The organism is Leucobacter sp. L43 (genome assembly GCF_016597785.1).
Lineage (GTDB): Bacteria > Actinomycetota > Actinomycetes > Actinomycetales > Microbacteriaceae > Leucobacter > Leucobacter alluvii.
The window spans coordinates 1,295,896-1,322,399 of the sequence record NZ_JAENJG010000001.1; the positions used below are offsets into that span (position 1 = coordinate 1,295,896).

The following is a 26,504-nucleotide window of genomic DNA, read 5'->3' on the forward strand; positions in this document are numbered from 1 at the left end:
CTCCTTCGGCGGGGCGGGTCGAAACGTGTTGCGTGCGGACGAGAACTACGGGGTCTGCGGCGGAGTCTCCGGGTCGGGATCGCCGCCCGGGTCCGGCGGTGTTGGCGCTGCGCATATTGGGACGTTGATGGTCGCGGCGTTGAGCTGGTACGGATTGCCCCAGCCGCCCCAGGAGATTGCGACAGGCATATTCGTGCCCGCCGCGGTGCCCGCCTGCGGCCGGGCGTACTGCGGATCTGCACCGGTGAAGGTGAACATCTCGCGCAGCTCTGATTCGTTCGGCGGATTCGACGCGTCGTAGCAGACGCCCGGGTCCGGCTTGAGCTGAACAGTGATCGGGTTCGGCGCATTCCGCCACTGAACTGCGGAGCTCGACGAGCAGCTGCCGCCGTCATTCGGGTCACCGGCGCACTGCATCACGGTCATCCCGGGTTCGAAGACGAACCTCGCATCACCCGTGTTGCTGAAGCGCAGTTCGGCTCCATCAGCTTTCGTGATCTCGAGCGCGATCTCATCTCCGTTCTTCACGAAATCGTACGTCGCCGTCGTACCGCTCACCACCGGGTCCTGAGCGATGGTGAATCGCACCGTGGGGGCGTCCAATTCGCGACCGATGATCGTTCGGCCTGTCTCCGCGACGCTCACTCCGTATTCGCTCTGCATGCACACTCTCGCGTGGTACCAGCGATACTTCTGCAATCCCGTGAAGTTCGGGGAGTTCTGGCCGCCGTCCGTGCAGCTGCCGATGCTCTGCGACGCCCGCGCGATCGCATATTTCGTGGTGACGGCTTCTCCGGTGTGCGCACCGGCCGCATCGACGCCGACGGCGGCGGACGTGTCGCCGGTGCTCGTGAGAGTGGCGCTGTTCAAGCGCGGAGCACCGATGACGAACCCGTCGCCCTGCGCCGCGGCGCCCGTGTTCGATCCGCCGCCGATCTCGGGAACGTCGAACTTGGTCGTCGGGGTGACCGTGAACGAGATCGGCCCGACCGAGAGCCCGGGGTAGTCCCGGCTCCCCTGCGAGCCGTCGATCGTGCCGCCGTCGACGCCCCGGTATGAAACGGCGAACTGCCTGGTGTCGTTCGAGCCCGAAACCGAGAGTCGCACTCCACCGGTCGACTGATCCTGGTTCCCCGGGTTCTTGATCGACTCGACCGTGACCTTCGGGGCGGCAGGGGCTGCGTACGCCCACGCGGTCACCGAGGTGGATGCTGCGGACGAGCCGACGCCGTTCACTGCGACGGCAGTGAACTCGTGCTTCTCGCCGTTGGCGAGCCCGGAGGCGACGCACTGGAACGAGGAGCCGCCGACCGCGTTGCAGCTCGTCGAGCCACCGCCCGAGAGGGTGACGCCCGACACGTCGGGGTGCGCCGCCCTGCCGCCGAGCGTCACCGTGAAGCTGGCGCTATCGGCCGTGTACCCGGTCTGCTGGATGCTGGGCCGGCTCGGGATCCCCTGCGCGTCGAACTCGATGACGCCTTCGCCGGTGCGCCCCTGGGCGTCCACCACGGTGAAGCCGACGCGGCACGTGCCGCCGATCTCGGGGCCTCCCGGCCACGACACCGAGACGCCGGAGTCGCCGACGCGCGTGAAACTGCCGTACGAGCACCCGGCACCGCTCACTGCGGCCAGTTTGAGCCCGCCGCCGCTCTTGCCCGCGAAGGGGTCGTGCTCCCCGGAGACGCCGACGAGCTCGGCGCGGCAGTCGCTCCCGACGGTGCACTGCAGCGCGACGGTCGCGCCCTTCGGCAGATCGCGCGGCGCCTGACCGACGCGCAGCGTCAACGGGGCGCGCGATTCTCCGGCGCCGCTCACCGACACCGAGAGCGACTCCTGAGTCCCGGGGACCGCGTCGGCACGGGCCTCGACCGCGAGCGATGCCCCGCTCTGCGACACCGTGAACAAGGAGCTGCCGCCCGACACGTCGAACTTCAGCTTCGACACGTCGCCTTCGCGGCCGCCCTGCCACGTGATCATGTCGGCCAGTTCGATCTTCGCGTTCGCGCCGGGGTCGATGGTGCGCGTCAGCGGCGCTGCCTGCACCGACGGTTCGTCGGGCACGACGACGACGGGTACGGGCAGCGTCGTCCACGCTTTCTGTCCGACGAGTCGCGCCTGCATGAGGCACGTGTCATTCCACGGAGCTTCGCGACCGGCCGAGTATCGCAGGCGGTCGCTCGATACCGCCTCGCAGGTGGCCTGCGCACGTCCCACAGCGAACGGCTCGCGGCGCAGCTCAACGCGATCGCCGGATCCGATGTCGACGAGGTCGCCGACGGCGGCCTCCCGTTGCTCGTTCTCATCGACTTTGATGGGCTGCAGATCGGGCTTGAGCGTGAGCCGCAGCTCGTCGAGCGGAGGCATGATGAGGAGCCCGTACGATGCGACGTCCTGGCCGGTCGCGTCGGTACCCGACAGTTTGAAGACCACCGTGTCACCGCTCGCCCGGTACTCGCCCGAGATCTTCGAACCCGAGACCCGGTAGCCCTCACCAGAGCCAGCCCACAGCGACATCCGCAGGGTGGACACGTCGCCGGTCGCCCAGCGCACCTTGTCGGTGATGACGTCAACGCCGCCGGCCGCGAGCTCCGCGCGATCGCGCACGTTCAGCACCGTGTCGCTGATGGTCGGCGCTTGCGCTCCCACGCGTTCGGACGTGTGCACGACGATGAGACCGTCGGCGGTGCTCTTCGTGGTCTCCGAGCGAATCGTGTACCGGTAGGAGACGGCGCCCAGATCGTCGCCGGGCTGCACGGATACGCGCCCCTCCGAGAGCTTCGAGAGGTCGAGTCGTTTGGCCAGCTGCTTCGCTTCGCTGCTGTTCGCACCGCCTGCGACATTGGGCACGACCGACTCGATCGTGAGCTTGCCGCCGGACGGATCGATGTCATTGTCGAGCGGTCGCACCACCGCTGGGTCGCTCTTCGGTGTCAGACGGAGGTAGTCGGTCGACGCGACGATCGCGCTGGATTCCGCGGACGGCACGATGATCACCGTGAGCGCGCCGGTGCCCGATCCTCCCTGCGCATCACGGACGGTGTACGAGAGCTGCACGGAGCCCGCGGTCGCACTCGCGAGCGCCGCGATGTCGAATCCGTTGCCCGCCGAGTTGACGGTCGCCGACACGGCGGCCTCGGCATCGGTGTCGACCGCGACGAGACGCACTCGGTCTCCGTCCGGGTCGACCCCGGAGAGCGGCACGCGCACCTGCGTCGTCGAGCCAGGGCTGACGCGCGCCGTCACCGCGGCGGGCTCGGGATCGCGGTTCGAGCCGTCGGGCAGCACTGTCACGATCACAGAGCCCACGTCTCCTGCAGCCGGATCGCTCGCCCCGTACGCGGTGTAGCTCAGTCGATAGGTGCCCGGCTGCTTCGGTGCGAGATATCGCAGCACGTTGCCAGAAGCGAACGCGAGCTCACCCTTCGTTCCAGACCCGACGATCTCCGGGTCGAGCAGCAGGCGCTCCCCGGGGGCCGCCACGTCGTTGTCGAGCACACGGATGTCGACGACCGAACCGGCGCGGACGGTCGCGGAGTCTGCCACCGCGATCGCACCGGTGGCGCCCGTATCCGGAACCTGGAACACCGTGAGCTTGCCCTCCGCCCGCGCCTCTCCCTCGGCGACGGTGACATCGACGGAACCGATCCGGCCGGCACTGCCATCCGCGGTGCTGCCCGCGACGCGCACCTGCGCATGATCGATGATGTCGGCCTGCAGGTCGCCGTCGGCGATGTCGGCGCCGGCCACCGAGAGCGACCGAGAGGCGGCACCGGGGATCGCATCGAGTATCTCCACCGTCGCGTCGGTGAGCGGTCGTACGAACGCGCGCAGTGCCGGCAGCGCGAGTGGTGGTCCGGCGGGAGTGGCGGTGACGCGCAGCTGCCCGGTGACCTCGCCGCCGGTAACGGTGTCGCGCACGGTCACGGTGACGGCCGCGGTACCCGCTGCGGCCGCCTTGATCTCGACCGCGCCGCTGGTCGGCTGCGGCGCGACCTGCACGGTGCCGCTCGGGTCGGTGGCGTCGAGCAGCGCGAACGAGCCCGACCCGCCGGCAACCCGGTCGAGCGGACGCACGGTCGCGGTCCGGCCCACCTGAATGGTCGTCGCCGTCGCCGTGAACTCGGGTGTCGCACTCGGGTCGACGGCGAGGGTCAGCTCCCGCTGCGCTTCTTCACCACGGCCGTCGCGCACGGTGACGCGCAGGGCGACGTCGGAGGCGCCGGCATTCGGATCCGTGTGCCGAATGCCGAGACGCCCGTCGGCGGTGACGATCGCGCGCACGGGATCCTCCGACCGCACAGCCTCGGCCGCAGCCAGCGTCATGACATCGCCTTCTGGGTCGACCCACCCCTCCAGAACGGGGTACACGAGGGTGCCGCCCGGAGCCAGCGACGGCACGCGCCATTCGCGCTGGCAGCCTTCCACCGGGCACCATGCGGGCGCCGTGTTGACGTCTTCGTCTGCGACGGTGAGGGTGACGGTCGCCGGCTCAGACACGAGCCCGCCGTCGGTCACCCGATAGGTGAAGGTCGCACTGCCGCTCGCGTCGGCGGCTGGCTGCACGGTGAGCGACTGCCCGTCCGGCATGAGCTGCAGCGCACCGAACGACTCGGGAAGACCCTGCTCGCCGATCGATTCCGGCACGATCGTGAGCACATCGCGCTTGTTCGCGTCGAAGTCGTTCAGCAGCACCGGGAGCGGGGCCGGCTCCCCCGCGCGCACTCCGAATGCGTCGTCCACAGCGGTCGGGGGCACCTGCTCGGTCACGTCTTCCACGACGACCGTGCCGCGATCTTCTTTCGGCGGGTCTGAGATGGTCCACTGCGAGAGCGGGATCAGCTCGCCTCCTGGCAGCGTCCACAGCATGCCGGTGCGCATCTCGTTGAGCACGCCGCGTTCACCGTTCGAGCGGATCACCGGCAGCAGGTCGCCCGATTCCCGCGCCGAATCGTCGAGCACGAGCGGCTTCTCCCCCTCGTCGGTGGTCCAGAGCGCTCCCGAGTTCTGCCCGATCCACGCCGCATAGGCGGTCTGCCCGATGTACACGGGCTGCGCCGGCGTACCAGTGGTCTCGACGACGCGCTCCGCGGCCCCCTCGGTGTCCACCGCGGTGAGGCCGCTGGTGTCGGCGATCAGCACCGTGCGACCCTCCCGGGTGCCATCACCACCGCTGGCTTGCAACCTCGCCGAGCCATCGAGCTCGAGGGTCACCGACGGGGCGCCCTCGCGCCACAGTTCACCGTTCTCAGGGTCGAGCAGCACCCAGTCCCCGCTCACCAGGGCGAGTTGGGGCGCAGGGGCGTCACCGGCTGCAGCAGGCACTTCGGCTGCACCGCCGACGAACTCCCGACGCGAGACCTCGTACTCCCGCACGGCGTCCTCGTCGCTCGAGAAGAGCGCCATTCGGCCCGAGTCGGTCACGGCGATCGCGGCGGCGCGGTACGACGAGCCGCCGTCGACGCTCTCCGCTTCGGTGTCCGCCTCCGCATCGCCGCCCGCATCGTCTGCTCCCTCGTTCACGAGAGGATCAACGCGTTCGAGCGATGTCAGGCGGGACTCGAGATCGGCGAGTGCGCGGTCGTCACCGGAGAGGTCGGGGGCGGAGCCGCCCGGCCCGCCGAGCGCGGTCATCGACGGGTCGGCGATGAGCTCACCGGCGTAGACGGCGCCCGATTCGGTGCGCACCGCGACGAACCGCCCGGCGCTCACCACTTCCCGCGTGCCGTCGGGCAGGCGCACCGCCGCTGCCGCGCCCTCCGATGCCGCGCCTTCCGGGTCGGCGGCTTCGCTGTCGGAGACCGGAGAGGCAGTCGCCCCGTCATCGTCAGCGCCGGCCGCTTCGGCATCATCGGTCGCGGCATCCTGGCCTGCTCCGGCGCGGTCCCCGAGGTCTACGGGGTCTCCTGCGTCGAGCGGCCACGCGCGACCGTTGCCGTGCGACAGCACGGCGGCACTCGCCCCCGACTGAAGCACGCCGCTCGGGTCGGCCACTTTGCGTACGACGTCGATCTCACCCGTGTCGGTGTTGACGCGCGCATACTGCCCGGCCTCGCGAGCCACCCACACGCCGGGCTCTGCGCGAGGGGTCTCACGGGCGTCGTACCCGTTCGCGATCACCGCAACCGTGGCGATGAGCGCGCACGAGACGACGCCGGCGATCCACCACTGCAGCCGCCGAAATCTCTCGCGCCCCTCGCTCGGCGCCGCACTCACCCGGCACCGCCGCTCATCGCCCAGATGACACTCCCGGCGCCGGCGACGACGGCGAGGGCCACTCCGGCTCCGATGAGCCCGGCGCGCCAGGGCGATGCCGGTCGATCGAGGATCAGCCCGTCGTCGTCCGTGCCTCGACGCTGCGCGAGCATCTCAGCGCGCGCCTCGGCGCGCGTCACGCGGCCGACGGTGCTCACGACGGGGCCGCGAGTGCCGGCCGGCACCGCTTCGGCGCGCGGCAGCCAGGCCTCCGCGACGATCTCGAGTGGCGTCACGTCGTAGCCGAACGTGCGCTGCAGCTGCTGCAGTGCCTCACCGAACTCCGCCATCGAGGCGTATCGCTCGTGCGGGTTCTTCCGCAGCGCCTTCGCGATGAGTTCGTCGAAGCGCTCGTAACCCTGCGCACCGGGAATCGCCTGGTACAGCGCCTTCGAAATGCGCTCGGTGAGCTTCGAACGGGAGTTCTGCGAGCGATCCGCGAGCTCGAACGGCGACCGGCCCGCGGCGAACGAGTAGAGAGTCGCACCGAGCGACCACACCTCGGTCGCGACGCTGCCGGTGCTCTGCAATCCGACCACCTCGGGGGCCGACCAGGGGATCGACATCGCCATCTCCCCGTCGAGTTCGCGCCTGCCCAGTACCTGCGCGATGCCGAAATCGGAGAGCGCCGGGCGGCCGAGCGTCGTGAGCAGCACGTTCGAGGGCTTGATGTCGCGGTGCAGCACACCGGCTCGATGCGCCGTCTCGAGCGCCCCGGCGATGCGCACACCCGCGTCCAGCACGTCGCGGAGTCGCGCCGGCTGCCCTTTGGTGAGCGCCCCCATCGAAGCGGGGCAGAACTCCATGGCGAGATACGGGTGCCCCTCGAGCGAAATGCTCGCCTGGTAGATCGAGACCACCGAAGGGTGGCTGCTCAGGCGTGCCATGACGTCGGCCTCGCTCTCGAAGACCTCCCGCAGTTCTTCGACGGCTGCCGATCCCTTCGCGGCGCCGTTCAGCACCTTCACCGCCACGAGGCGGCGCGGCATGTCCTGTTCGTACAGGAACACCTGCGCGAAGCCGCCCGACCCCAGCGGACGCACATAGCTGAACCCCGGGATCGAGGGCGCGCCGACTGGGGCGCGCTCAGGCACGAGCCGCCCCTGCGGCAATCGGCCTGCACTGCATTGGCGCGCGTCGGTGCGCTGCAGCGGCTGGGGAGCAGTGTGTCACGTGAATATCCTAATCGAGGCGAAGCGCACGGAGGAGCTTATCCACAGCGGCGGAGACACGTCAGCCCCCGACCGCTGAGCGGCCGGGGGCTGACGTGAACGGTTCTGCTTACAGACCCGAGACGTCGAGCGGGATGCCCGGGCCGAAGGTCGTCGAAACGGCGCCCTTCTGCACGTACTTGCCCTTTGCCGACGACGGCTTCAGACGGGAGATCTCGTCGAGCACCGAGTTGATGTTGTCAGCGAGCTGCTCGGCCGTGAACGATGCCTTGCCGACGATGAAGTGCACGTTGGAGTGCTTGTCGACGCGGAATTCGATCTTGCCGCCCTTGATCTCGGTCACAGCCTTGGCTGCGTCCGGGGTCACGGTGCCGGTCTTCGGGTTGGGCATGAGGCCGCGGGGGCCGAGCACCTTACCCAGACGACCGACCTTGCCCATGAGCTCGGGGGTCGAGACAGCCGAATCGAAGTCGGTGTAGCCTGCGGCCACCTTCTCGATCAGCTCGTCGCCGCCGACCTCATCGGCGCCGGCAGCGATTGCTGCCTCAGCAGCAGCGCCCACCGCGAACACGATGACGCGCGCGGTCTTGCCGGTGCCGTGGGGCAGGCTCACGGTGCCGCGAACCATCTGGTCCGCCTTGCGGGGATCCACACCGAGCTTGACGGCGACCTCGACGGTCGTGTCGGTCTTGGTGGAACCGGTCTCCTTCGCCAGGGCGACTGCCTCAGCGGGAGTGTAGAACTTGTCTGCCTGAATCTTCTCGGCAGCGGCGCGGTACGCCTTCGACTTCTGTGCCATGTCCGATGCCCCTTACTCGACCGTGATGCCCATGGAGCGAGCGGTGCCCGCAATGATCTTCGCCGCAGCGTCGATGTCGTTCGCGTTGAGATCGGCCTGCTTCTGCTCGGCGATCTGGCGAACCTGCTCTGCGGTGACCTTCGCGACCTTGACGGTGTGCGGAGTGCCGGAGCCCTTCTGCACGCCTGCCGCCTTCTTCAGCAGCTCGGCTGCCGGCGGGGTCTTGAGCACGAACGTGAACGAACGGTCCTCGTACACGGTGATCTCCACCGGAACGATGTTGCCGCGCTGGGATTCCGTTGCAGCGTTGTACGCCTTGCAGAATTCCATGATGTTGACACCGTGCTGACCGAGCGCCGGACCCACGGGAGGTGCGGGGTTGGCTGCACCGGCCGGGATCTGAAGCTTGATCAGACCGGTAACCTTCTTGACCTTAGCCATGATTGTTTCCTTTCCATCGAACTCGCACGGTAGTGCGAGCTCTCCCGCGAGTCCGGCCGTTCCGGATGCGGTACTCGTCCGCGTCGACGCACGCCAGGGGCGTTCGCAGACGCAAACCAGTCAAGTCTACCCGATGAAACAGGATCGCGCACCTGGGGGCCGGGACGGTTGGGTGCATCCGACACCCGGGTCACACGCTGAACTCGACCGAGTCCCAACCCGTCGCACCGTTCGGTGCGGGCGGCGCCGTTGCCGCGGTCTGCGTGTAGCCCGATCTGTCGGTCGCCCGCACGCGCGCCGTATGCCGCCCCGGGCTCGACGGCCAGGCGAGCGTCCACTGCACCCACGTGTCGTCCGAGATCGCTGGGGCCAGCGCCGCCTGCTGCCACTCGCCGCCGTCGACCTGCACTTCGACCCGGTCGATACCCGTGTGCTGCGCCCATGCCACTCCCGCGATCGCGATGGTGTCGCCCGATGCGTTCGCGCCGGAGCGCGGGGTGTCGATGCGCGACGCCGTCTTGATCGGCCCCAGTTCCGACCAGCCGCGCGGGGTCCAGTACCCTTCCGCGTCGGCGAACCGCGTCACCTCTAGACGCGTGACCCATTTCGTCGCGGAGACGTATCCGTACAGGCCGGGAACGATCAGGCGCGCGGGGAACCCGTGCTCGGCCGGCAGCGGCTCGCCGTTCATCCCGACCGCGAGAAGCGCATTGCGGTCGGGGTCGGTGAGCGTCTCGAGGGGCGTGCCGGCCGTGAAGCCGTCCGGCCCGGAAGACAGCACCATATCGGCGTCGCGCGAGACCCCCGCGCGTTCGAGGAGCTCGCGAATCGGATACCCGAGCCACGTCGCCGTGCCGATGAGGTCGCCGCCGACGGTGTTCGACACGCACGCGATCGTGGTGATGTGCTCCTCGAGCGGGAGCGCGAGAAGCTCGTCGTAGGTGATGGTCATCGGGGTGTCGACGAGGCCGCTGATCTCGAGCCTCCAGGCGGAGGGGTCGATCCTCGGCACCTGCAGCGCGATATCGATGCGATAGAAATCCGCATTCGGAGTGATCAGCGGGCTGATCCCGGGTACATCGAGTTGCGCGCCCGCCGGGACCGCCGGGGCCGCCGTTGCCGGGGCCGGAAGCCTGATCGCCGATCGCGCCGCCAGATATGCGGCGCTGCCGGCGTTCTTCACCCGAGCACCGACGCCGACGATCAGGGCGGCCGCCGAGGTCGCGCCGACGAAGACCAGGAAGCTGCGCCTCTCGAACTTCGCACTGCGCTGCTTCGGGTGCACGACTCCGGCCGACCGCTGCGGCTCCGGCTCGTCTCGCAGTGCAGCGGGCGCCGATTCGGAGTTCCGGGTGACGACTGCGGCGCGCCACGCGACAGCCTTCGGTCGGCCGCGATGCAGCACCCAGAGTCCTGCGATCGTCCCGAGCCCCGTGGGCAGCGCCCACAGCGGCGTGGCCTCGGCGCGCGTCAGAATCGCCAGCAGCGCGACGGCGGAGACCCCGATCAGGATCACCATGCCGGACCCGCGCCAGGCCAGCTCCACCGCACCTGCGACGATGGCGAGCACCAGCAGCACGACGCCGAGGATGACGAACAGCGCCACCTTGTCGGCGGTGCCGAAGAGGGAGATCATGGTGTCTTTCACCCAGCTCGGCGCGAGGTCGATCGCGAGCGACCCGACGGCGAACACGGGTGACGAGCGGGGATTCACGAACGCGGCGACGAGTTCTGCGACGCCGAGCACGGCGAGCGCCGCTGCGATTCCGAGCACAGCGCCGCCTGCCCGTGTTTCAGCTCCGCCCGTGTGCATGTGCTCACCGTAACGAGGCAACATGCAAAAAGCCCCGCCGAAGCGGGGCTTTCCTGCAGTGTGGAGGTTAGACCATCTTGGTGACCTGATCGAAGCTCAGCTCGACCGGGGTCTCGCGCTCGAAGAGCGAGACGAGCACCGTGAGCTTCCCAGCAGCGGGGTTGATCTCACTGATCGTGCCGGGCAGCCCCTCAAAGGAGCCCGACTTGATCGTGATGGTCTCGCCGACCTCGAAGTCGATCTCGACGTTGCCCTGAGCTGCAGCGTTCGCGGCGGCCTTGCCCTTCGCCGTCGCGGCGGGCTCGAGCTCGACGGTGCTCTTGAGCATCTCGAACGCTTCGTTGATGCGCAGCGGGACGGGGTTGTGAGCGTTGCCGACGAAGCCCGTGACCCCGGGGGTGTGGCGCACGACGGACCACGTGGTCTCGTTGAGATGCATGCGAACGAGAACGTAGCCCGGGATGCGCACGCGCGTCACCATCTTGCGCTGGCCGTTCTTGACCTCCATGACCTCTTCCATGGGGACCTGGATCTCGAAGATGTCGTCGACCGCGCCCATCGTCTCGCGACGGTTCCAGAGGTTCGACTTCACCTTGCGCTCGTAGCCGGCGTAGGTGTGGATCACGAACCACTTCCCGGGCCGGCGGCGCAGATCCTTCTTGAAGGCCTTGTAGGGATCGACGGCGGTCTCGCCGTCTTCATCGGTCTCTTCTTCCGACTCCTCGTCGACGATCGCGCTGGCGGCCGCCTCGGCCTCTTCAGCGCTATCGATGTCGAGCGCGTCCTCCACGGCAGCGTCCACATCGGGGTCCGTCGACTGCACCAGTGCGTCGAGTGCCGCGTCGAGGTCTGCCTCGGGGGTGTTGTTCTCGCTCGTCATCTCTACTTGCTTTCCTTGCTCTACGGTCGGTTCGTTCGGCGGCTGATCAGCCGAGCGTCGTTCCGAATAGGAAGACCGTCACGAATCCGAACGCCTGGTCGAGTACCCACACCAACGCCATCATGATCAGCACGAACGCGATCACGACGAGGGTGAAGTTGATGAGTTCTTTGCGGGTCGGGGTGACGACCTTCTTCAGCTCGGCGATGACCTGCTGAATGAACAGAATGATGCGGCTGAACCAGTTGCGCTTCGCGGCGCGATCGGCTTTGGCGCGCTCGACGAGGCCGCCGCTTTCCTCAACTTCGGTGCTGCTCACTCGCATGTCCTTTCCGTTGCCCCCGTTCGGCGCTTTCGCGCCGAACGGGTTTGGCAGGGCAGACAGGACTCGAACCTGCAACCTGCGGTTTTGGAGACCGCTGCGCTACCAATTGCGCCACTGCCCTATGGTGTGTTCAACCCAATCTCCCAGCCCTGGCGGCATAGGAAATTTTGGCAGAAGTCAACTACCGAGAAACACTCTACGCGATCCGCCTGGCGCTGTCGAACCGAGCGGGGTGCGCCCGGGCGCGTCGTCGCTCGAGGGCTGCGACTCGCCGGACCGGCACCGCGCTGCGGCGCGGGCGGGCGATCCTCTGCATCCCGTGGGATCGCACCCGCACGGCGCCGCCCGGGGATAGGATCGAATCGTGAGCCACATCTCCCGTTTATCAAAGAAGATCTCCGCAATCGCCGAGTCGGCGACGCTCAAGGTCGATGCGAAGGCGAAAGCCCTGCAGGCCGAGGGGCGCCCCGTCATCAGTTACGCGGCAGGTGAACCCGACTTCTCCACGCCGCAGCACATCGTCGACGCGGCCCGATCCGCACTCGATGATCCGAAGAACTTCCGGTACACCGCAGCTGCGGGCCTTCCCGATCTCAAGCGCGCGATCGCCGACAAGACCGCGCGCGACTCCGGCTGGGCGGTCGAGCCCTCCCAGGTCGTCGTCACCAACGGCGGGAAGCAGGCCGTCTACCAGGCCTTCCAAGTGCTGCTCGATCCTGGCGACGAGGTGCTGCTGCCCGCACCGTACTGGACCACCTATCCCGAGGCGATCCAGCTCGCCGACGGCGTTCCCGTGGAGGTCTTCGCAGGAGCGGAACAGCACTACAAGGTCACGGTCGAACAGCTCGAAGCGGCGCGCACCGAGCGCACGAAGGTGCTGCTCTTCGTGTCGCCCTCCAACCCGACCGGCGCCGTCTACTCGCCGGAGGAGACGCGCGCGATCGGCGAGTGGGCGCAGGCCAACGGGCTGTGGATCATCGCCGATGAGATCTACCAGAACCTCACCTACGACGGCGTGCGCGCGGTCTCCATCGTCGAGGCCGTCCCCGCGCTGCAGGATCGCGCGATCCTCGTCAACGGCGTCGCGAAGACCTATGCCATGACGGGCTGGCGCCTCGGATGGATGGTCGGCCCGGCCGACATCGTGAAGGGCGCGTCGAACCTGCAGTCGCATCTGACCTCGAACGTCAACAACATCGCGCAGCGCGCTGCGATCGCGGCGCTCACGGGTCCGCAGGAGCCGATCGAAGCCATGCGGCAGGCCTTCGATCGTCGGCGCAAGCTGATCGTCGCCGAGCTCAACGAGGTCCCCGGATTCCACTGCCCGACACCCGAGGGTGCGTTCTACGCCTACGTCGACGTCACGTCGGCCCTCGGCAAGACCTATCGGGGCGTCACGCCCGAGACGTCGCTGGAGCTCGCGGACCTCATCCTCTCCGAGGCCGAGGTCGCTGCCGTTCCCGGCGAGGCGTTCGGCCCGAGCGGGTACCTGCGCTTCAGCTACGCACTCGGCGACGAGGCGCTCGTCGAGGGTGTCCGCCGAATTCAGGCGCTGCTGAGCGAGTAGAACGGCCGCCTGCGAGGCGCGGGCGGTGCTGGATCTGCGGATCCGGCACCGCCCGCGCGCATCTCAGCAGCCGCTAGCCGAACTGCGCGTAGTACTCGGCGGCGTCTGCCACGTCGTTGTTGTACGACGCGCTCGGGTTGTAGCCGTCGAGTGCCGCGATCCAGTGCTCGCCGACTGTGAGGTCGAGTCCCGGGTCGCACAGCAGCGCTGCAGCTGACAGAGCCGCGTCATCGATCTGGTCGATCTCGATGCGCCCGTCGCCGTTGCCGTCGCGGCCGAACACGTCCCACGTGCTCGGAATGAATTGCATCGGCCCCACCGCGCGGTCCCACTGCGCATCACCGTCGATGGCGCCGCCGTCGGTGTCGGGGGTCGCGAGGAAATCGGTGCCATCGAGCGGCACGCCGATGATGCGTGGCGTCGTCTCGCCGCTTGGCAGCAGCCTCGCACCGTCGATGCTGCCGTGCTCGGACTCGATCTTGCCGATGCCTGCGAGCATGTTCCAGCCGAGCCGGCAGCCCGGCTGCTCGTCTGCGAGCGTCAACGCCGCCATCGCGTACGCGCGGAGGGCCCGCTCGGGAATATCCGCTGCGCCGGAGACCCGCTGGAGCCACGCGGCATCGGCAGCCGGCAGCGCGCCGCCCGCCGCAGTCGGGGGCGGGGCGGGCGACGGGGGCGACGCGTCGGTCGCGTGCGCCGGCGGCGCCCCTCCCCCGTTCCGCTGGCCGGTCCCGACGAGGACGGCCGCGCCTGCAGCGACGATGAGCGCAGCGAGAGCCACACCGCCGACGGCGTAGCGAAGGGTGCGACGGCCACGCGATCCTGCGCGGGCAGCGGCGCCGCGATCCGTGTCATCCATCGCCTCAAAGATATCGGGAATGAATCAGCATCTCGCGTGTTACATTTGTATGCAGGCGCATATAAACGGCGCGGAAGACGAGACACACAGGAGCACATCATGGAATTCGGGATCTTCTCGGTCAGCGACGTCACCCGCGACCCGGTCTCGGGTGAGACGCCGAGCGAGGCCGCACGCATCCAGGGACTCGCGGAGATCGCCGTGCACGCCGAAGAGGTGGGCTTCGACGTCTTCGCCGTCGGCGAGCATCACAACGCGCCCTTCTTCTCCTCGAGCCCGACGACGTTCCTCGCCTACATCGCGGCGATGACGAAGACGCTGAAGCTCTCCACGAGCACGACGCTCATCACCACCAACGACCCGGTGCGCATCGCCGAGGAGTACGCGATGCTGCAGCACCTCGCGAAGGGCCGCATGGACCTCATGCTCGGACGCGGCAACACCGCGCCCGTGTACCCCTGGTTCGGCAAGGACATCCGCTCGGCGCTGCCCCTCGCGCTCGACAACTACAATCTCCTGCACCGTCTGTGGCGCGAGGACGTCGTCGACTACGACGGCAATTTCCGCACCCCGCTGCAGGGATTCACGAGCACGCCGCGCCCGCTCGACGACGTGCCCCCGTTCGTGTGGCACGGCTCGATCCGCACCCCGGAGATCGCCGAGCAGGCCGCCTACTACGGCGACGGGTTCTTCTCGAACCACATCTTCGCCCCCTCCGAGCACTCGCTCCGCCTCGTCCGGTTCTACCGCGAGCGCTTCGAGCACTACGGGCACGGAACGCAGAAGCAGGCAGTCGTCGGCCTCGGCGGGCAGGCCTTCATGGCGAAGAACTCGCAGGACGCGATGTCGCAGTTCCGCCCCTACTTCAACGAAGCCCCTGTGTACGGCCACGGGCCGCGGCTCGAGGACTTCGCCAGCCAGACGCCCCTGACCGTGGGCAGCCCGCAGGAAGTCATCGATAAGACGCTCGGATTCCGCGATGTCTTCGGCGACTACCAGCGTCAGATGTTCCTCATCGATCACGCAGGCCTCCCCACGAAGACCGTGCTCGAGCAGCTCGACCTCTTCGGTTCGGAGGTGCTCCCGGTGCTGCGCGCCGAGATGGCGAAGGACCGCGGCCCAGAGGTCGCAGAAGCCCCGTCTCACGCCGACCTCGTCACCGCCAAGTACGGCGACGCGGCGCCGCGGCAGCCCCGCCCGAACGCGAATCGGGGGGACAATGTCACAGGGGGTTCTCCGTACCAGGATTCACCCGCGAAGCGGGGAGCGGCGTTCGGGGTCGCCTGATCCCCCGTCCGTTCACGGAGGGGCGCTGCTGCGGCAGCACCCCTCCTCTACCCGGTCAGACCCGCAGGATGAAGGAGAACGCGAGATGGAACAGCCCACTCGTATCGATGTGCGCCTCGCGAACGAGGCTTGGGAATCGGTGATGTCGGCGCACGCGGCGCTCATGCACACCTTCGCCGCCGAGCACATGTGGTCGGAGATCAGCATGCGCGAGTACGACGTGCTCTACACGCTCTCCAAACGCGGTGAGCCCATGCGCATGTGCGATGTGCAGGGCGGCGTACTGCTCAGCCAGCCCGCGCTCTCACGCATGGTGGAGCGCCTCGCCGTGCGGGGGCTCATCGCGCGTGAGCCCGATCCCCAAGACGGCCGCGCCGTGCTGCTCAGCCTCACCCCGGAGGGGGAGCGCCTGCAGCAGCAGGTCGGGCGGGCGCACGCGAAAAGCGTCGCACGGCAGCTCGGCTCCGCGCTCACCGCCCCAGAGCTGAACGATCTGCGCCGCCTCGCCGGCAAGCTCGTCACCGGCGACGCAGCCGCCTGATCGTCTCTCACCCCGTCATTCCCACCGCGTTCCTTGAGGAGCACCCCATGAACACACCATTTGAAGGATCAGCCGCTCCCTCGCCAGAGGCTTCGACCGCTCACCCGCGCACCCTCGCCGTCGTGAGCGCCGGCACCAGCGACCCGTCGACCACGACGATGCTCGCGAACCGCGTCGCAGAAGCCGCAGCGAAGCTCGCAGCGCAGCGCGGCTTCGAACTGCGCGTTCGCTTCGTCGATCTCCGTGCACTCGCCGAAGACGTCACGACGGCGCTCGTCACCCAGCACGTCTCCCCCGCACTGCAGGCGGCCAGCGATATCATGCGCGACGCCGACGCGATCGTCGCGTCGACCCCCGTGTACAAGGCCAGCGCAAGCGGGCTCTTCACCGCCTTCTTCCAGGTGCTCGACAACGACCTCCTCATCGGCACGCCCGTCGTGCTCGGAGCGACGGCCGGCAGCGCCCGGCATGCGCTCGTCGTCGACGACCAGCTGCGCGGGCTCTTCGCGTATCTCCGCACCATCACCGTGCCGACCGGCCTCTTCGCGGCCCCCGATGATTGGACGAGCCGCGACTTCGGCAAGCGGATCGAGCGCGCTGCGACGGAGCTCGTCGCCCTCGTGGACGGCGGATTCCGTGAAGCGGTGCGCGGCGAGACGTGGGGCGCGTATCAGCACTCCTACGGCAGTGCCGGGGGAACCGAGCTCGGGATCGACTTCGACAGCGACCTCATGAAGCTTGCGACGGGCGGGCGCTGAGCCCGAACGCAGCGCGTTCGGGCACCGCGCCCGGTGGCGCCACAGCGCCAGCCCACGGAGCGCAGCGCGGGGTGGGGCGCTGAGCTTGAACGCAGCGCGTTCGGGCACCGCGCCCGGTGGCGCCACAGCGCCAGCCCACGGAGCGCAGCGCGGGGTGGGGCGCTGAGCTCGAACGCAGCACGTTCGGGCACCGCGCCCGATGGCGCCACAGCGCCAGCCCACGGAGCGCAGCGCGGGGTGGGGCGCTGAGCTCGAACGCAGCGCGTTCGGGCACCGCGCCCGGTGGCGCCACAGCGCCGGTGCTTCGGTGAGGGATCCGGCTTCGGTGAGGCCGATCCCGGCCTCTGGGTCTCGCCGAAGCCGGATCCCTCACCCGAGGCGCACGGTGCGCGCGGCGACGCGCCCGGCCCACCGCAGGTCGTGCGTCGTGAAGACCACGGCACCTCCCGCGGCGGAGAAATCGCGAATCACGCGCTCCAGACGGCGCATCCCGGCAAGATCCCGCCCGAGCGTGGGCTCGTCGAGGAGGAGCACCTCGGCCCGCAGCAGCAGCGCCGATGCGATGACGAGATCTTTGCGCTGCGCCGGCGCGAGGTCGTAGGGATGCTCGCCGGCGTGCTCGGCGAGCCCGGTCCGCTCGAGCACTCGGCCGACCGCCGCTGCGCGATCCGATCGAAGCTGCGCGCGATCTCGGCGCCGGTGAGGCGGCAGCGGCACGGCGCGCTCGAGTTCGGTCTGCACCGTCGCGGACGAGAGCTGCGCGCCGGGATCCTGCCCCACCCAGCCCACCCACCGCGCGCGCTGGTGCGCCGGCAGGCCGTGCAACTCGGTGCGACCGACGTGCACCTCACCCGCGACGCGCACGGTCGGGTCGGCGTCGAGCATCCCGGCGATGGCACGGAGCAACGTCGATTTTCCGGTTCCGTTCGGGCCCACGATCGCCGCCACCTCGCCACGCGCGACGCCGCAGTCGAACGATTGGAACACGGTCGACCTCCCGCGCACCACGGTGAGGCCGTGCACGTGCAGTCCAGGCGCGTCGAGATCGCGCCCAAGGAACGCGGCCTCAGTCGACGCGGGCTCGCGCTCCTCGGAGACGCCACCAGGGCGGGCGACCCCGACCGTGCTCCAGACCCCGTGCTCGGCCAGCAGCGCATCCGTGAGCGATCCGGGGTGCGCACTGTCGACGATGCGACCGGCCCGCAGGAACTGCACGCGATCCGCAGTCTCCGCCAGTTCGTCGAACTGGTGCCCGGCGAGCAGCACGGCGCCTCCCGATGCGCGGAAGCGTCGAAGCGCTCGCGAGAGCCGCTGCCGGGCATCGGGGTCGAGCGATAGCGCGGGTTGATCGAGCACGAGCAGTGACGGTCCGAGCGTCATGAGACTTGCGAGGGCGACGAGCTGCCGTTCGCCTCCCGAGAGGGTGTCGAGGCGCCGGCCGATCAATCGTCGCATGCCGAACATGTCGAGGGCGGCGCGGATGTCGACGGGGCGTGCACTGCCTGCGAGCCGTGCGGGCAGTCGCACCTCGTCATCGACGTAGCTCGTCATGCCCGTCAGCTGGGCCTCGGGGTCGTCGCCGAGCATCGCGACGCTGCCGCCCACGGCTCGGGAGCCCGACGTCGCCCCGCGATCGCCGAGGAGCGCGGCCGCGAGTCGGCAGAGCGTCGAGGTGCCCGCACCCTGAGGTCCGAGCACGGCGAGCATCTCGCCCGGGCCGATACTCAGATCGACGCTCGTCAGCGCGCTCGTTTCGGCGCCGTGGAACGCGAAACCCGCCCCCGTGAGCGACAGCACCGGGGTGTCAGCCACGGAGCACCCCCAGCAGCTCGGATGCCGTCGGCGCCTGCAGCACGCCGCCGAGCGCGGCGGCCACCAGCAGTATCGTCGAGATCGGCGCCCCCCACCGGAGCGCGCGCTGCAGCGCGCCGTCGGGGTGATCCTGCAATTCGGCCGGCCGCGGGGATCGCCCGAATCCCCGCTGCTCGAGGGTGTCGTGCCGCTGGTCGAGTTGGACGAGCGAAGCCGTCAGCAGGCCACCGATGATGCCGGGCATGAGGCGCACCCTCGTGCGGAGCCGGGCGGTGTTCCAGCCTCGGGCCGCTCTCGCCGAGAGCGCGTGGGACACCTGATCGCGCAGCAGAGGAATCAGGCTCAGCGCGGTCGCGCAGACGTATGCGATGCCGAGCGGCAGGCGCAGACGGATCATGCCGTCGAATGTGCGCGCCGAATCGGAGCCGAACGCGAAGAGGGCGCAGACGGCGATCATCGCCGCGACCCGCATCCAGAGCTGCAGAGCGACGGAGAGCCCTTCGACGGTGAGCGCTGCCGCACCCCAGCGCCACAGCACCTCGAGGTCGTCGCCCGGGTAGAACAGCCCCTGGATGATGCCGACCATGATGAGCATCGGCACGGCCAGCACTGCGACGGTCGCGCTCCAGCGAGCGAAGCGCACACGTGGAGAGCACGCAGCGATCGTGGCGGACACGACGAGCAGCGCCGCCGGCACGATCGGAGACGGAATACCGTAGGTGAGCACGAGCGCGCAGGCGAGCAGCACGAGCTCGGTGGCCGGGTGCAGCAGGCTCGCACGGCGGATCCCGGGTCGCCCGTTCGCCGCACCGATCGGGTCGGGCGGGGCGCTGCCCGCGTTCACGACCGGGTCAGCGGCGAACGGGCGATCCTCCATGGTCAGCCGGAGACGCCGGGCGTCGTCGCGCGCCTGGCGGAGAGCGAGCGCATGGCGAGCGGATACCTGCTGACGATGCGCTTCGGCAGGGTGCGCAGGACGAGGAAGGCGAGCAGGAAGATGATCGCCTTGTCCGCGGTGTCGGAGGCGAGGCTCTGCACCGTGGTCGCGTTCAGCATCTCGAGCCCTGCCGCTTGCAGCGTCGCGACGATGCCGCCGGTGCCGACGCCGAGGCCTCCGCCGAACACGAAAGCTGCGACGGGAGCGCCCAGTGCGCCCCCGGGAATCCCCGCGATCGCTCCGGCGAGCACGGCCCACCATGCGGCCCGGAATGCGCCGAGCCGGGCGGCCCAGCCGGCTGCGGCGCCGATGAAGGCGGCACCGGCGGTGAACGCGATGACTGTGGGGTTGATGGTGACGCCCCAGATGAGATTGCCGAGCACGCCTGTCAGTGCCCCGGCTGCCGGGCCGGCGAGCACGCCGACGATGACAGAACCGAGCGAGTCGAGGTAGAGCGGGATGGGAGTCAGTGTGCCGACGATCTGCCCGACGGTGATGTTCAGGGCGATGGCGATCGGCATGAGCGCGAAGATGCTGCGCGGAATGAGCGGCAGCGTGCCGGCGGCGATGAGCGCTGCACCGGCGAGATAGCCGACCATGACCCAGAGGGTGGTGTTGCCGAGGTCCTGCCCGAGCGTTGCGGGCTGCGTGACGAGCACCGCGACGTAGGTGGCGATGATCACGACCGCGCCGGCGGCGGTGAGGAGGTACGCCCACTTCGGGGCGGTGGGGCGGGCTTCTCCGGGACTCATCGTGGTGATGAGCCCCTGCCCAGAGACGCTATCGCGTGCGGTCATGCTGCGGTCCTTCCATCAGGGTGTCAGTGAGGTGGTCGAGAAAGCGTGCGGCGTCGACGCGACGAATGATCTCCGCATTCGCGGGTCGGTTCCATCGACCCAACCAGTCGGCGATGGTCTCGCCGCGCGTCAGCGTTCCGGTCAGTTCCACATCGACCGGAGCGATCGCCGTCTCCGCCCAGGGAATTCTGCCAGCCGTCGCCGATCCGCGCGATTCGGCCTGCACCTCGGCCGGGTCGCGCGGGGCACCCGCACCGCGGATCGGCGGCACGGACGCTGCCGCGCTCCGCGCCCAGTGCACCGCCGTCGCCGCGACGTACGGGTCGTGGATGTGCGCGAGGTAGCCGTGGCCGTCCTCCTCGTGGAACTCGAAGTAGAACCGCAGCGCTTCCCCGATCTCGTGCAGCAGCGCACGCCATCGAGGCGACGCGCGGTGCGCTCCATCGACGATGCGGCTGAGGCGCTCGGGCGTCATCTCGACCATCTCAGTGGCCTCGATCGGCCCGATCACCGGCGGGAACGGAGCCTCACCAGCGACGTAGGCCTCGCCGAACGCGGCGAAGACACGGGCGGCGGCCTCCGGATCGTAGCTCACGTTCCATTCCGTCGTCGGGTGCGTGTTGCCGCGGTAGTTGAAGGCTCCGCCCATCACGAAGAGCCGCTTCAGCAGCCGGGGCAGCTCGGGCGCGATCTCGAGGGCGAGGGCGAGGTTCGTGGCGGGGCCGATCATCACACCGATGAGTTCGCCTGGGTGCGCTCTCGCCGCGTCGACCCAGGCCTGCGCAGCACTGGCGTCTCGTGTGGCGCTGGTCGGCTGCGGAAGCGTCGCGTACCCCGATCCGGTATCGCCGTGGGTCACCTCCGCGTACTCCGGGTCCGCGGCGGCGTCAGACGAGGCGCGGGCGCCCGCCGCCGCTTCCGCCTCCTCACGCGCGGCCGTCGCCGTCTGCGCGAGGGGGTGCACCGCGCCGCGGAAGACCGGCAGGTCAGTGCGCCCCGCGAGGGCGAGCCAGCCGTGCGTATTGCGCACGACCTGCTCTGTCGAGACATTGCCGCCGCTCGCGGCGACCCCGACGATCTCGACGTCGGGCTGGCACAGCAGATAGGCGATCGCTATGGCGTCGTCGATGCCCGGGTCGCAGTCGAGGAAGAGCGGGATCGCGGTTTCAGCCATGCCTCTATTGTGGCGGACGCCGCCGACACCGCCGAGAACCCGGGGGAGCCCGGTGCACCTCGGCTACGCGTCGCCCGACGTGATGTCTTGCGCTTCCTCCACCGGGGTCTCGTGCGGGCGACCGATGTGGGCGATGTGACGACCCGCGATCCCGAGCATGATCATGGCGATGCCGGTCGCCGCGGCGCCGAACCAGTAGGGCGCACCGGCGCCCAGGGCTTCCGAGATCGGCCCTGCGACCGCGGGCGCGACAGCGCCTCCCATGAATCGCACACCCGAGTACGTCGACGATGCCACGTTCCGGGGCAGATCCGTCGCCTCCATCACGGCCTCGGTCAGCGCAGTGTTCATGACGCCGAGCAAGAGCCCGCTGACGATGACCACCACGACGAGTCCGGTCAGCGATCCGGTGAAGCAGCCGAGCAGCACGAGGCAGACGGTGAGCCCGCTGAGCATCGAGAACAGCACGGGTCGAAGGCCGAAGCGGCGAGTCAGCGCCGGGGCCACGAGCACGGAGGTGATCGCGAGCGCGAGCCCCCAGCCGAAGAAGACGAGGCCGAGCTCGTGCGCACCGAATTCGAGCCCGAGCGAATGCGCTGCGGCCTCCATCGGGTAGGGGCTGTAGGCGAGCAGCACGAAGAATCCGAAGTTGTAGAACAGCGCGACGAGCGCGAGCGATCGCAGCGCAGGGTTGCGCAACGCCCGGAAACCGGCGAGGATCGACACCCGCTCGGCGGGCGGGGCCGCGTCGGCGGGCGGTGCCGGCTTGGGCTGACGCAGCAGCACGAGGATCGCGATGAGGGCGACCCCCATCAGCGCCGCCGTGCCGAAGAACGGTCCGCGCCACGACACCGAGCCGAGCACTCCGCCGACCAACGGTCCGACCGCGAGCCCGACGCCGAGGGCTGCCTCGTAGAGCACGATCGCCTGCCGAGCGCCGCCGGAGGCCGCGCCGACGATCGCGGCCAGCGCGGTCGAGATGAAGAGCGCGTTGCCGAGGCCCCAGCCTGCGCGGAACCCGATGATGGCGTCGACCGACGCCGATGCCCCGGCGAGCGCGGCGAAGATGACGACGAGCACCAGCCCGGCGAGGAGCGTGCGCTTCACGCCGAGGCGGCTCGACACCCAGCTCGTGAAGAACATCGCGGCGCCCGTGATGAAGAGGTAGCTCGTGAAGAGCAGCATGGTCTGGCTCGGACTCGCGCCGAGTTCGTGACTGATCGCGGGGAGGATCGGGTCGACCAGCCCGATGCCCATGAACGAAACGGCGCATGCGAAGGCGATCGCCCACACCGCGGTGGGCTGGCGCAGGATCGACGTCTTCTGGGCGGGCGACGATACGGGTGTGGACTCGGTGCCCGGTCGTGATTCAGCGGTGGTGGACGTGATCTGCTCCTGGGGGTCTGGCGCGCTCGGCGCGCGGTTCATGCGGTGATCGGGTCGGGAGACGGGTTAGCCCGGGCGGGCGTCGATGCCGTCGCCGATCTGCTGCATGAGCTCCGCGGCGCGCGCGAGGGTGGCCCGGTCGAAGTCGGACAGCGCGTCGAGGTGCGGGCGCACCCGTGCTGCGGCGGCCGCCCGGTACTCCTCGAGGGCTTCCACTCCAGCGGGCGTGACGGAGACGAGCGTGGCGCGCCCGTCGGCGGGGTCGGGGGCACGGCTCACCCAGCCCTCGCCTTCCAGGCGCTGCACGAGACCCGTCATCGAGGGCTGCGCGACGTGCTGCTGATGCGCGAGGGCGCTGACGCGCATGGGGCCCGCCTGCTCGAGCTCGGCGAGCACGCGCCACGCGATGAGCGAGAAGCCGCCGCCGGCGACGCGGCCGGCCACGCGGGCGAATCGCCCGGTGACGCGGGTGAGATCGAGAGCAAGCGCATCGACACCTGAACCATTCTCAGAAAATCTCTCACTCACGAGAGAGACAGTAGCACGAATTGCATCGGACTGCGATGCATGTGTATATCTGCCGCCCCGGTGAGACCATCCAGCGCGAAGTTCACCCACCGAAGCCGAATCACTCACCGAAGCCGGCGGCATTCGCGCCTCGAGCCGCTACCCCCGGTCGATCACCACCACTTTCTGATTCGAGAACTCCCGGAGCCCCTGCGCGCCCAGCTCGCGCCCGAACCCGGAGCGCTTCACCCCGCCGAACGGCAGCGCGGGGCTGCCGCCCTTCAGGCGATTGATCGACACCATGCCGGCGACGATCTCGGTCGCGCACCGCTCGGCCGCCTCCGACGTATCCGCGAACACCGTCGCACCCAGGCCGTAGGGCGAATCGTTGGCCAGTTCGATCGCCTCGTCGATCGTGTCGGCGCCGACGATCATCGCGACGGGGCCGAACAGCTCCTCATGCCAGACCGGCAGCTCGCGGAGCGGCTCGAGCAGCACGACGGGAGCGAAGCGGCGCGGATCCTCGTCATCGCGCTCGAACGACCCCCGCACCTCGGCACCCTGCTGCTGCGCCGCTCGCACCGCGCTGCGCAACTCGTCAGCGGCCGCCTCGTTCGACAACGGACCGAGACGGGTCTCGCCGTCCAATGGATCCCCGGGGAGCGCGGAGAAGAACTCCGCGGTGAAGTCATCGACGAACTGGTCGAGCAGATCGCGTCGCACGATGATCCGCTTGGGCGAGACGCACGTCTGCCCGGCGTTCGAGAGCCGCATCGTCGCGGCGAGCCTCGCGAGTTCGCGTGCGCGCGACGCATCGAACACGATGAACGGGTCGCTGCCGCCGAGCTCGAGCACGACCTTCGTCAATGCGGCTCCCGCCGCCTCCGCGATCGCGGCACCCGCACGTTCTCCGCCGGTGAACGAGACGCCGGAGACGAGCGGATGCGCGATCGCCGCGAACACCTCCGCATGCGTGAACCCGGTATCGCGCACCAGACCGCGCGGGGCCCCGGCATCGATGAAAAGCGCCTCGACCAGCGCCGCGCTCCCCCCGCAGATCGATGCGTGCTTGAACGCGACGGCGTTCCCGAGCAGCAGGTTCGGCGCGATGCACCGGATCAACTGGTAGTGCGGGTAGTTCCACGGCATGACCCCGAGCACGACGCCGATCGCCTGCAGTCGCACCTCTGCCTGGTTCCCGTCTTCGTGCGCGATGAGGTCGGGTGCGAGCAGGTCGGCGGCGTTGTCCGCGTAGTACGAGAGGATCGCGATGCACGATCGCACCTCCGCGAGACCCTGCGCGATCGGCTTTCCCATATCGAGCGCCATCTGCTCGGCGAGGGCGTCGGCGCGCTCCTCGTAGAGCTTCGCCGCGCGCGCCAGCACCTGCGCTCGCGCGGCGACGCTCTGCCGGTGCCAGTCGGCGAAGGCTGCATGAGCGGCGCCGAGCACGTGCTCGACCGACGCGTCGACGGCGTTCATGCGCGCACCCCCGACGGCTGCTCGAGGCCACCGGTCGGCAGCGCGGCACCGGTCGGGACGGGCGGCAGCTGCACCCAGAGCAGGGTCGATCCGTCGGCGGCGAGCGCGCGTCGGAGGGCCGGCCCGAAGTCGGCGAGATCGCTGATCGCGCTCGCTTCGATGCCGTGCGCGCGTGCGAGCAACGCGTAGTCGGGATTCGTGAGCGACGTCCCTGCCGGACGACCGGGGAAGTGCCGCTCCTGGTGCGAGTGGATCGTGCCGAAGCCTGCGTTGTCGAAGACGATGATGATCGCCCGCCCGCCCGTCGCCTGGAGCGTGGCGAGTTCCTGACCGTTCATGCCGAAGCACCCGTCTCCCGCCAGCGCGACCACGGTGCGGCCGGGGTGCACGTGCGAGGCCGCGACGGCGGCCGGAACGCCCATCCCCATCGCCCCGTTCCTGGGCCCGATGAAGGTGCGCGGGTGCTGGTGGTGCAGGTATCGGAGCGCGCCGATGACGTAATTGCCCGCGCCGACCGTGATGATGGCGTCTTCGGGGAGTTGGCGCTGCATCTCCCCGAAGACGGATCCGCGCCACTCGTCCTCCCCGGTGCGCTCGGCCGCCGGAGTGCTCCATTCGAGATAGGCGGCCCGTTCGCGTTGCAGGCGATCGATCCGCGCCGGAGTCGCCGCGCGCACCGACGTCAGCGCTCGCAGCCAGTCCTGAGGGTCGGCGACGTACTGCAGTGAGACCTGGCCCTCGTGTCCGAGCAGGTCGGCGTCCGGGCTCACCACGATCGTGCAGCTCTCGTCGCCTCCGAGCGTGTACTCGTCCGAGAGCACATCCCGGCGCACCGTGCCCAGGTAGCACACGAGGTCTGCCGACCCGTAGGCTTCCGCCGCTCCGGCGTTGCGGCCGAAGCCGAGGCTGCCCACCCACGCCGGGGACTCGTGCGGAAACGCGTCGTGAGCGCGGAAGTCGGAGACGACCGGAATGCCCGCCTGCTCGGCGACGCGGCGCAGAAGCGCCGCCGCTTCGGCGTTCCAGCCGTCACCGCCGACGACGAACACGGGGCGCTCGGCGGCATCGATCGCGCCGGCCGCTGCGCTGACCGATGCCGCGGTGAGCGCGAGCGGCGGCCGCTCAGTCCGCGGCACCGGCACCACGCCTGGGGCGCGCTGCACGAGCACCTCCTCCGGCAGTCCGACCACCACGGGGCCGGGTCGGCCGGATTCGGCGATCTCGAAGGCCCGCGCCACGCGTTCGGCCGCGCTCGCGGGATGATCCAGGATGAACACGGCCTTCGCGGTGCTCCCGAACCAGGCTTTGAGGTCGAACTCCTGGAACGATTCGAGGTCGCGCACATGGGTCGAGATCAGCCCGACGAAGACGACGAGCGGGGTGCAGTCCTGATAGGCGGTGTGGATCGCGATCGACGCGTTGGCGGCGCCCGGCCCGCGCGTCACCGCGACGACGCCCGCGCGGCCCGTGAGCCGGGCCTCTGCAACGGCCATGAACCCGGCCCCGCCCTCGTGGCGAGCGGTGATCAGGTCGATGGGCGAGTCCCGCAGGGCGTCGAGGAGCCCGAGAAAGCTCTCCCCCGGCACCTGATAGACGCGGGGCACCCCGCGAAGTTCGAGCTGCGTGACAATGGTGTTCGCGACGAGGTCGGACATGCGCACCTTTTCGATGTGTGGGTTGCGGAAGAGGGATGCGCGCCGGTCACGCGCATCCCC

At 69.5% G+C, this 26,504-nt stretch carries 20 protein-coding genes and 1 tRNA gene; 4 read left to right on the forward strand and 17 right to left on the reverse strand.

Annotated features, from left to right (window positions below; all coding sequences use genetic code 11):
* Nucleotides 1-45 precede the first annotated feature (45 nt).
* The 8 genes from JE033_RS06060 to JE033_RS06095 all read right to left on the reverse strand — a co-directional run bounded on the left by JE033_RS06060 (nt 46) and on the right by JE033_RS06095 (nt 11,803).
* Entirely contained in the window at nt 46-6,213 is a 6,168-nt protein-coding gene (locus JE033_RS06060; protein WP_200330110.1) for an Ig-like domain-containing protein, read from the reverse strand.
* Nucleotides 6,210-7,346, reverse strand: a complete 1,137-nt coding sequence (locus tag JE033_RS06065) for a serine/threonine-protein kinase (RefSeq protein ID WP_090146660.1) — start codon at nt 7,344-7,346, stop codon at nt 6,210-6,212. Before JE033_RS06065 ends, JE033_RS06060 begins: the two co-directional genes overlap by 4 nt.
* Before the next feature lie 187 nt (nt 7,347-7,533).
* The gene (gene rplA / locus JE033_RS06070) at nt 7,534-8,223 is read right to left on the reverse strand and encodes a 50S ribosomal protein L1 (RefSeq protein WP_090146657.1); all 690 of its coding nucleotides are present in this window, start codon (nt 8,221-8,223) and stop codon (nt 7,534-7,536) included.
* Between the two features lie 12 nt (nt 8,224-8,235).
* On the reverse strand, nt 8,236-8,664 hold the full coding sequence (rplK, locus tag JE033_RS06075; protein WP_090146655.1) for a 50S ribosomal protein L11: 429 nt from the start codon (nt 8,662-8,664) through the stop codon (nt 8,236-8,238).
* Between the two features lie 190 nt (nt 8,665-8,854).
* Nucleotides 8,855-10,477: a molybdopterin-dependent oxidoreductase gene (locus tag JE033_RS06080; RefSeq protein WP_234037105.1), complete on the reverse strand. Its 1,623-nt coding sequence runs from the start codon at nt 10,475-10,477 to the stop codon at nt 8,855-8,857.
* 67 nt (nt 10,478-10,544) lie between these two features.
* Nucleotides 10,545-11,357 (reverse strand): transcription termination/antitermination protein NusG, encoded by an 813-nt coding sequence (gene nusG / locus JE033_RS06085; RefSeq protein WP_090146651.1) that lies wholly within the window; start codon nt 11,355-11,357, stop codon nt 10,545-10,547.
* Between the two features lie 46 nt (nt 11,358-11,403).
* Nucleotides 11,404-11,676, reverse strand: a complete 273-nt coding sequence (gene secE, locus JE033_RS06090) for a preprotein translocase subunit SecE (protein WP_090147422.1) — start codon at nt 11,674-11,676, stop codon at nt 11,404-11,406.
* A gap of 51 nt (nt 11,677-11,727) precedes the next feature.
* Nucleotides 11,728-11,803: transfer RNA gene (locus tag JE033_RS06095), tRNA-Trp, on the reverse strand.
* A 243-nt stretch (nt 11,804-12,046) separates the two neighbouring features.
* Here JE033_RS06095 and JE033_RS06100 point away from each other — a divergent pair.
* Nucleotides 12,047-13,249: a pyridoxal phosphate-dependent aminotransferase gene (locus JE033_RS06100; RefSeq protein WP_090146649.1), complete on the forward strand. Its 1,203-nt coding sequence runs from the start codon at nt 12,047-12,049 to the stop codon at nt 13,247-13,249.
* Nucleotides 13,250-13,322: 73 nt separating this feature from the next.
* Here the strand turns inward: JE033_RS06100 and JE033_RS06105 are convergent, their stop codons facing one another.
* A complete protein-coding gene (locus JE033_RS06105) occupies nt 13,323-14,108 on the reverse strand; it encodes a lytic murein transglycosylase (RefSeq protein WP_200330114.1) in 786 nt (261 codons plus the stop codon).
* A gap of 99 nt (nt 14,109-14,207) precedes the next feature.
* Between JE033_RS06105 and JE033_RS06110 the strand changes: the two genes are divergently transcribed.
* From JE033_RS06110 to JE033_RS06120, 3 genes are all read left to right on the forward strand, one after another.
* Nucleotides 14,208-15,395 carry a CE1758 family FMN-dependent luciferase-like monooxygenase gene (locus JE033_RS06110; protein WP_200330117.1) on the forward strand — a complete coding sequence of 396 codons (1,188 nt, stop codon included), beginning with the start codon at nt 14,208-14,210 and terminating at the stop codon, nt 15,393-15,395.
* Between the two features lie 85 nt (nt 15,396-15,480).
* Complete coding sequence (locus JE033_RS06115; protein WP_200330119.1) at nt 15,481-15,936, forward strand: MarR family winged helix-turn-helix transcriptional regulator; 456 nt, start codon at nt 15,481-15,483, stop codon at nt 15,934-15,936.
* A gap of 47 nt (nt 15,937-15,983) precedes the next feature.
* A complete protein-coding gene (locus JE033_RS06120; RefSeq protein WP_200330121.1) occupies nt 15,984-16,694 on the forward strand; it encodes a CE1759 family FMN reductase in 711 nt (236 codons plus the stop codon).
* Between the two features lie 369 nt (nt 16,695-17,063).
* On the opposite strand, the gene JE033_RS06125 is transcribed toward JE033_RS06120, so the two are convergent.
* The 8 genes from JE033_RS06125 to JE033_RS06160 form a co-directional block, all read right to left on the reverse strand.
* Nucleotides 17,064-18,506, reverse strand: a complete 1,443-nt coding sequence (locus JE033_RS06125) for an ATP-binding cassette domain-containing protein (protein ID WP_200330123.1) — start codon at nt 18,504-18,506, stop codon at nt 17,064-17,066.
* Nucleotides 18,499-19,383 (reverse strand): energy-coupling factor transporter transmembrane protein EcfT, encoded by an 885-nt coding sequence (locus tag JE033_RS06130; protein ID WP_200330125.1) that lies wholly within the window; start codon nt 19,381-19,383, stop codon nt 18,499-18,501. Before JE033_RS06130 ends, JE033_RS06125 begins: the two co-directional genes overlap by 8 nt.
* Before the next feature lie 2 nt (nt 19,384-19,385).
* Nucleotides 19,386-20,240, reverse strand: a complete 855-nt coding sequence (locus JE033_RS06135; protein ID WP_200330127.1) for a histidine kinase — start codon at nt 20,238-20,240, stop codon at nt 19,386-19,388.
* A complete protein-coding gene (locus tag JE033_RS06140) occupies nt 20,224-21,414 on the reverse strand; it encodes a nucleoside hydrolase (protein WP_200330129.1) in 1,191 nt (396 codons plus the stop codon). Before JE033_RS06140 ends, JE033_RS06135 begins: the two co-directional genes overlap by 17 nt.
* A 63-nt stretch (nt 21,415-21,477) precedes the next feature.
* Nucleotides 21,478-22,842: an MFS transporter gene (locus JE033_RS06145; protein ID WP_200330131.1), complete on the reverse strand. Its 1,365-nt coding sequence runs from the start codon at nt 22,840-22,842 to the stop codon at nt 21,478-21,480.
* Between the two features lie 24 nt (nt 22,843-22,866).
* Nucleotides 22,867-23,328 (reverse strand): MarR family winged helix-turn-helix transcriptional regulator, encoded by a 462-nt coding sequence (locus JE033_RS14760; protein WP_370567909.1) that lies wholly within the window; start codon nt 23,326-23,328, stop codon nt 22,867-22,869.
* Between the two features lie 138 nt (nt 23,329-23,466).
* A complete protein-coding gene (locus tag JE033_RS06155; protein ID WP_200330135.1) occupies nt 23,467-24,789 on the reverse strand; it encodes an aldehyde dehydrogenase family protein in 1,323 nt (440 codons plus the stop codon).
* Nucleotides 24,786-26,444: a thiamine pyrophosphate-dependent enzyme gene (locus tag JE033_RS06160; RefSeq protein WP_200330137.1), complete on the reverse strand. Its 1,659-nt coding sequence runs from the start codon at nt 26,442-26,444 to the stop codon at nt 24,786-24,788. Before JE033_RS06160 ends, JE033_RS06155 begins: the two co-directional genes overlap by 4 nt.
* Nucleotides 26,445-26,504 lie beyond the last annotated feature (60 nt).

Bases quoted from the DNA above. Each gene is read 5' to 3' on its own strand.
- JE033_RS06130 (WP_200330125.1), bottom strand. From the start codon at position 19,383: ATGGAGGATCGCCCGTTCGCCGCTGACCCGGTCGTGAACGCGGGCAGC.
- JE033_RS06115 (WP_200330119.1), top strand. From the start codon at position 15,481: ATGGAACAGCCCACTCGTATCGATGTGCGCCTCGCGAACGAGGCTTGG.
- JE033_RS06135 (WP_200330127.1), bottom strand. From the start codon at position 20,240: ATGACCGCACGCGATAGCGTCTCTGGGCAGGGGCTCATCACCACGATG.
- JE033_RS06145 (WP_200330131.1), bottom strand. From the start codon at position 22,842: ATGAACCGCGCGCCGAGCGCGCCAGACCCCCAGGAGCAGATCACGTCC.
- rplK (WP_090146655.1), bottom strand. From the start codon at position 8,664: ATGGCTAAGGTCAAGAAGGTTACCGGTCTGATCAAGCTTCAGATCCCG.
- JE033_RS06160 (WP_200330137.1), bottom strand. From the start codon at position 26,444: ATGTCCGACCTCGTCGCGAACACCATTGTCACGCAGCTCGAACTTCGC.
- JE033_RS06140 (WP_200330129.1), bottom strand. From the start codon at position 21,414: ATGGCTGAAACCGCGATCCCGCTCTTCCTCGACTGCGACCCGGGCATC.
- nusG (WP_090146651.1), bottom strand. From the start codon at position 11,357: ATGACGAGCGAGAACAACACCCCCGAGGCAGACCTCGACGCGGCACTC.
- rplA (WP_090146657.1), bottom strand. From the start codon at position 8,223: ATGGCACAGAAGTCGAAGGCGTACCGCGCCGCTGCCGAGAAGATTCAG.
- JE033_RS06155 (WP_200330135.1), bottom strand. From the start codon at position 24,789: ATGAACGCCGTCGACGCGTCGGTCGAGCACGTGCTCGGCGCCGCTCAT.
- JE033_RS06110 (WP_200330117.1), top strand. From the start codon at position 14,208: ATGGAATTCGGGATCTTCTCGGTCAGCGACGTCACCCGCGACCCGGTC.
- JE033_RS06080 (WP_234037105.1), bottom strand. From the start codon at position 10,477: ATGCACACGGGCGGAGCTGAAACACGGGCAGGCGGCGCTGTGCTCGGA.
- JE033_RS06105 (WP_200330114.1), bottom strand. From the start codon at position 14,108: ATGGATGACACGGATCGCGGCGCCGCTGCCCGCGCAGGATCGCGTGGC.
- JE033_RS06120 (WP_200330121.1), top strand. From the start codon at position 15,984: ATGAACACACCATTTGAAGGATCAGCCGCTCCCTCGCCAGAGGCTTCG.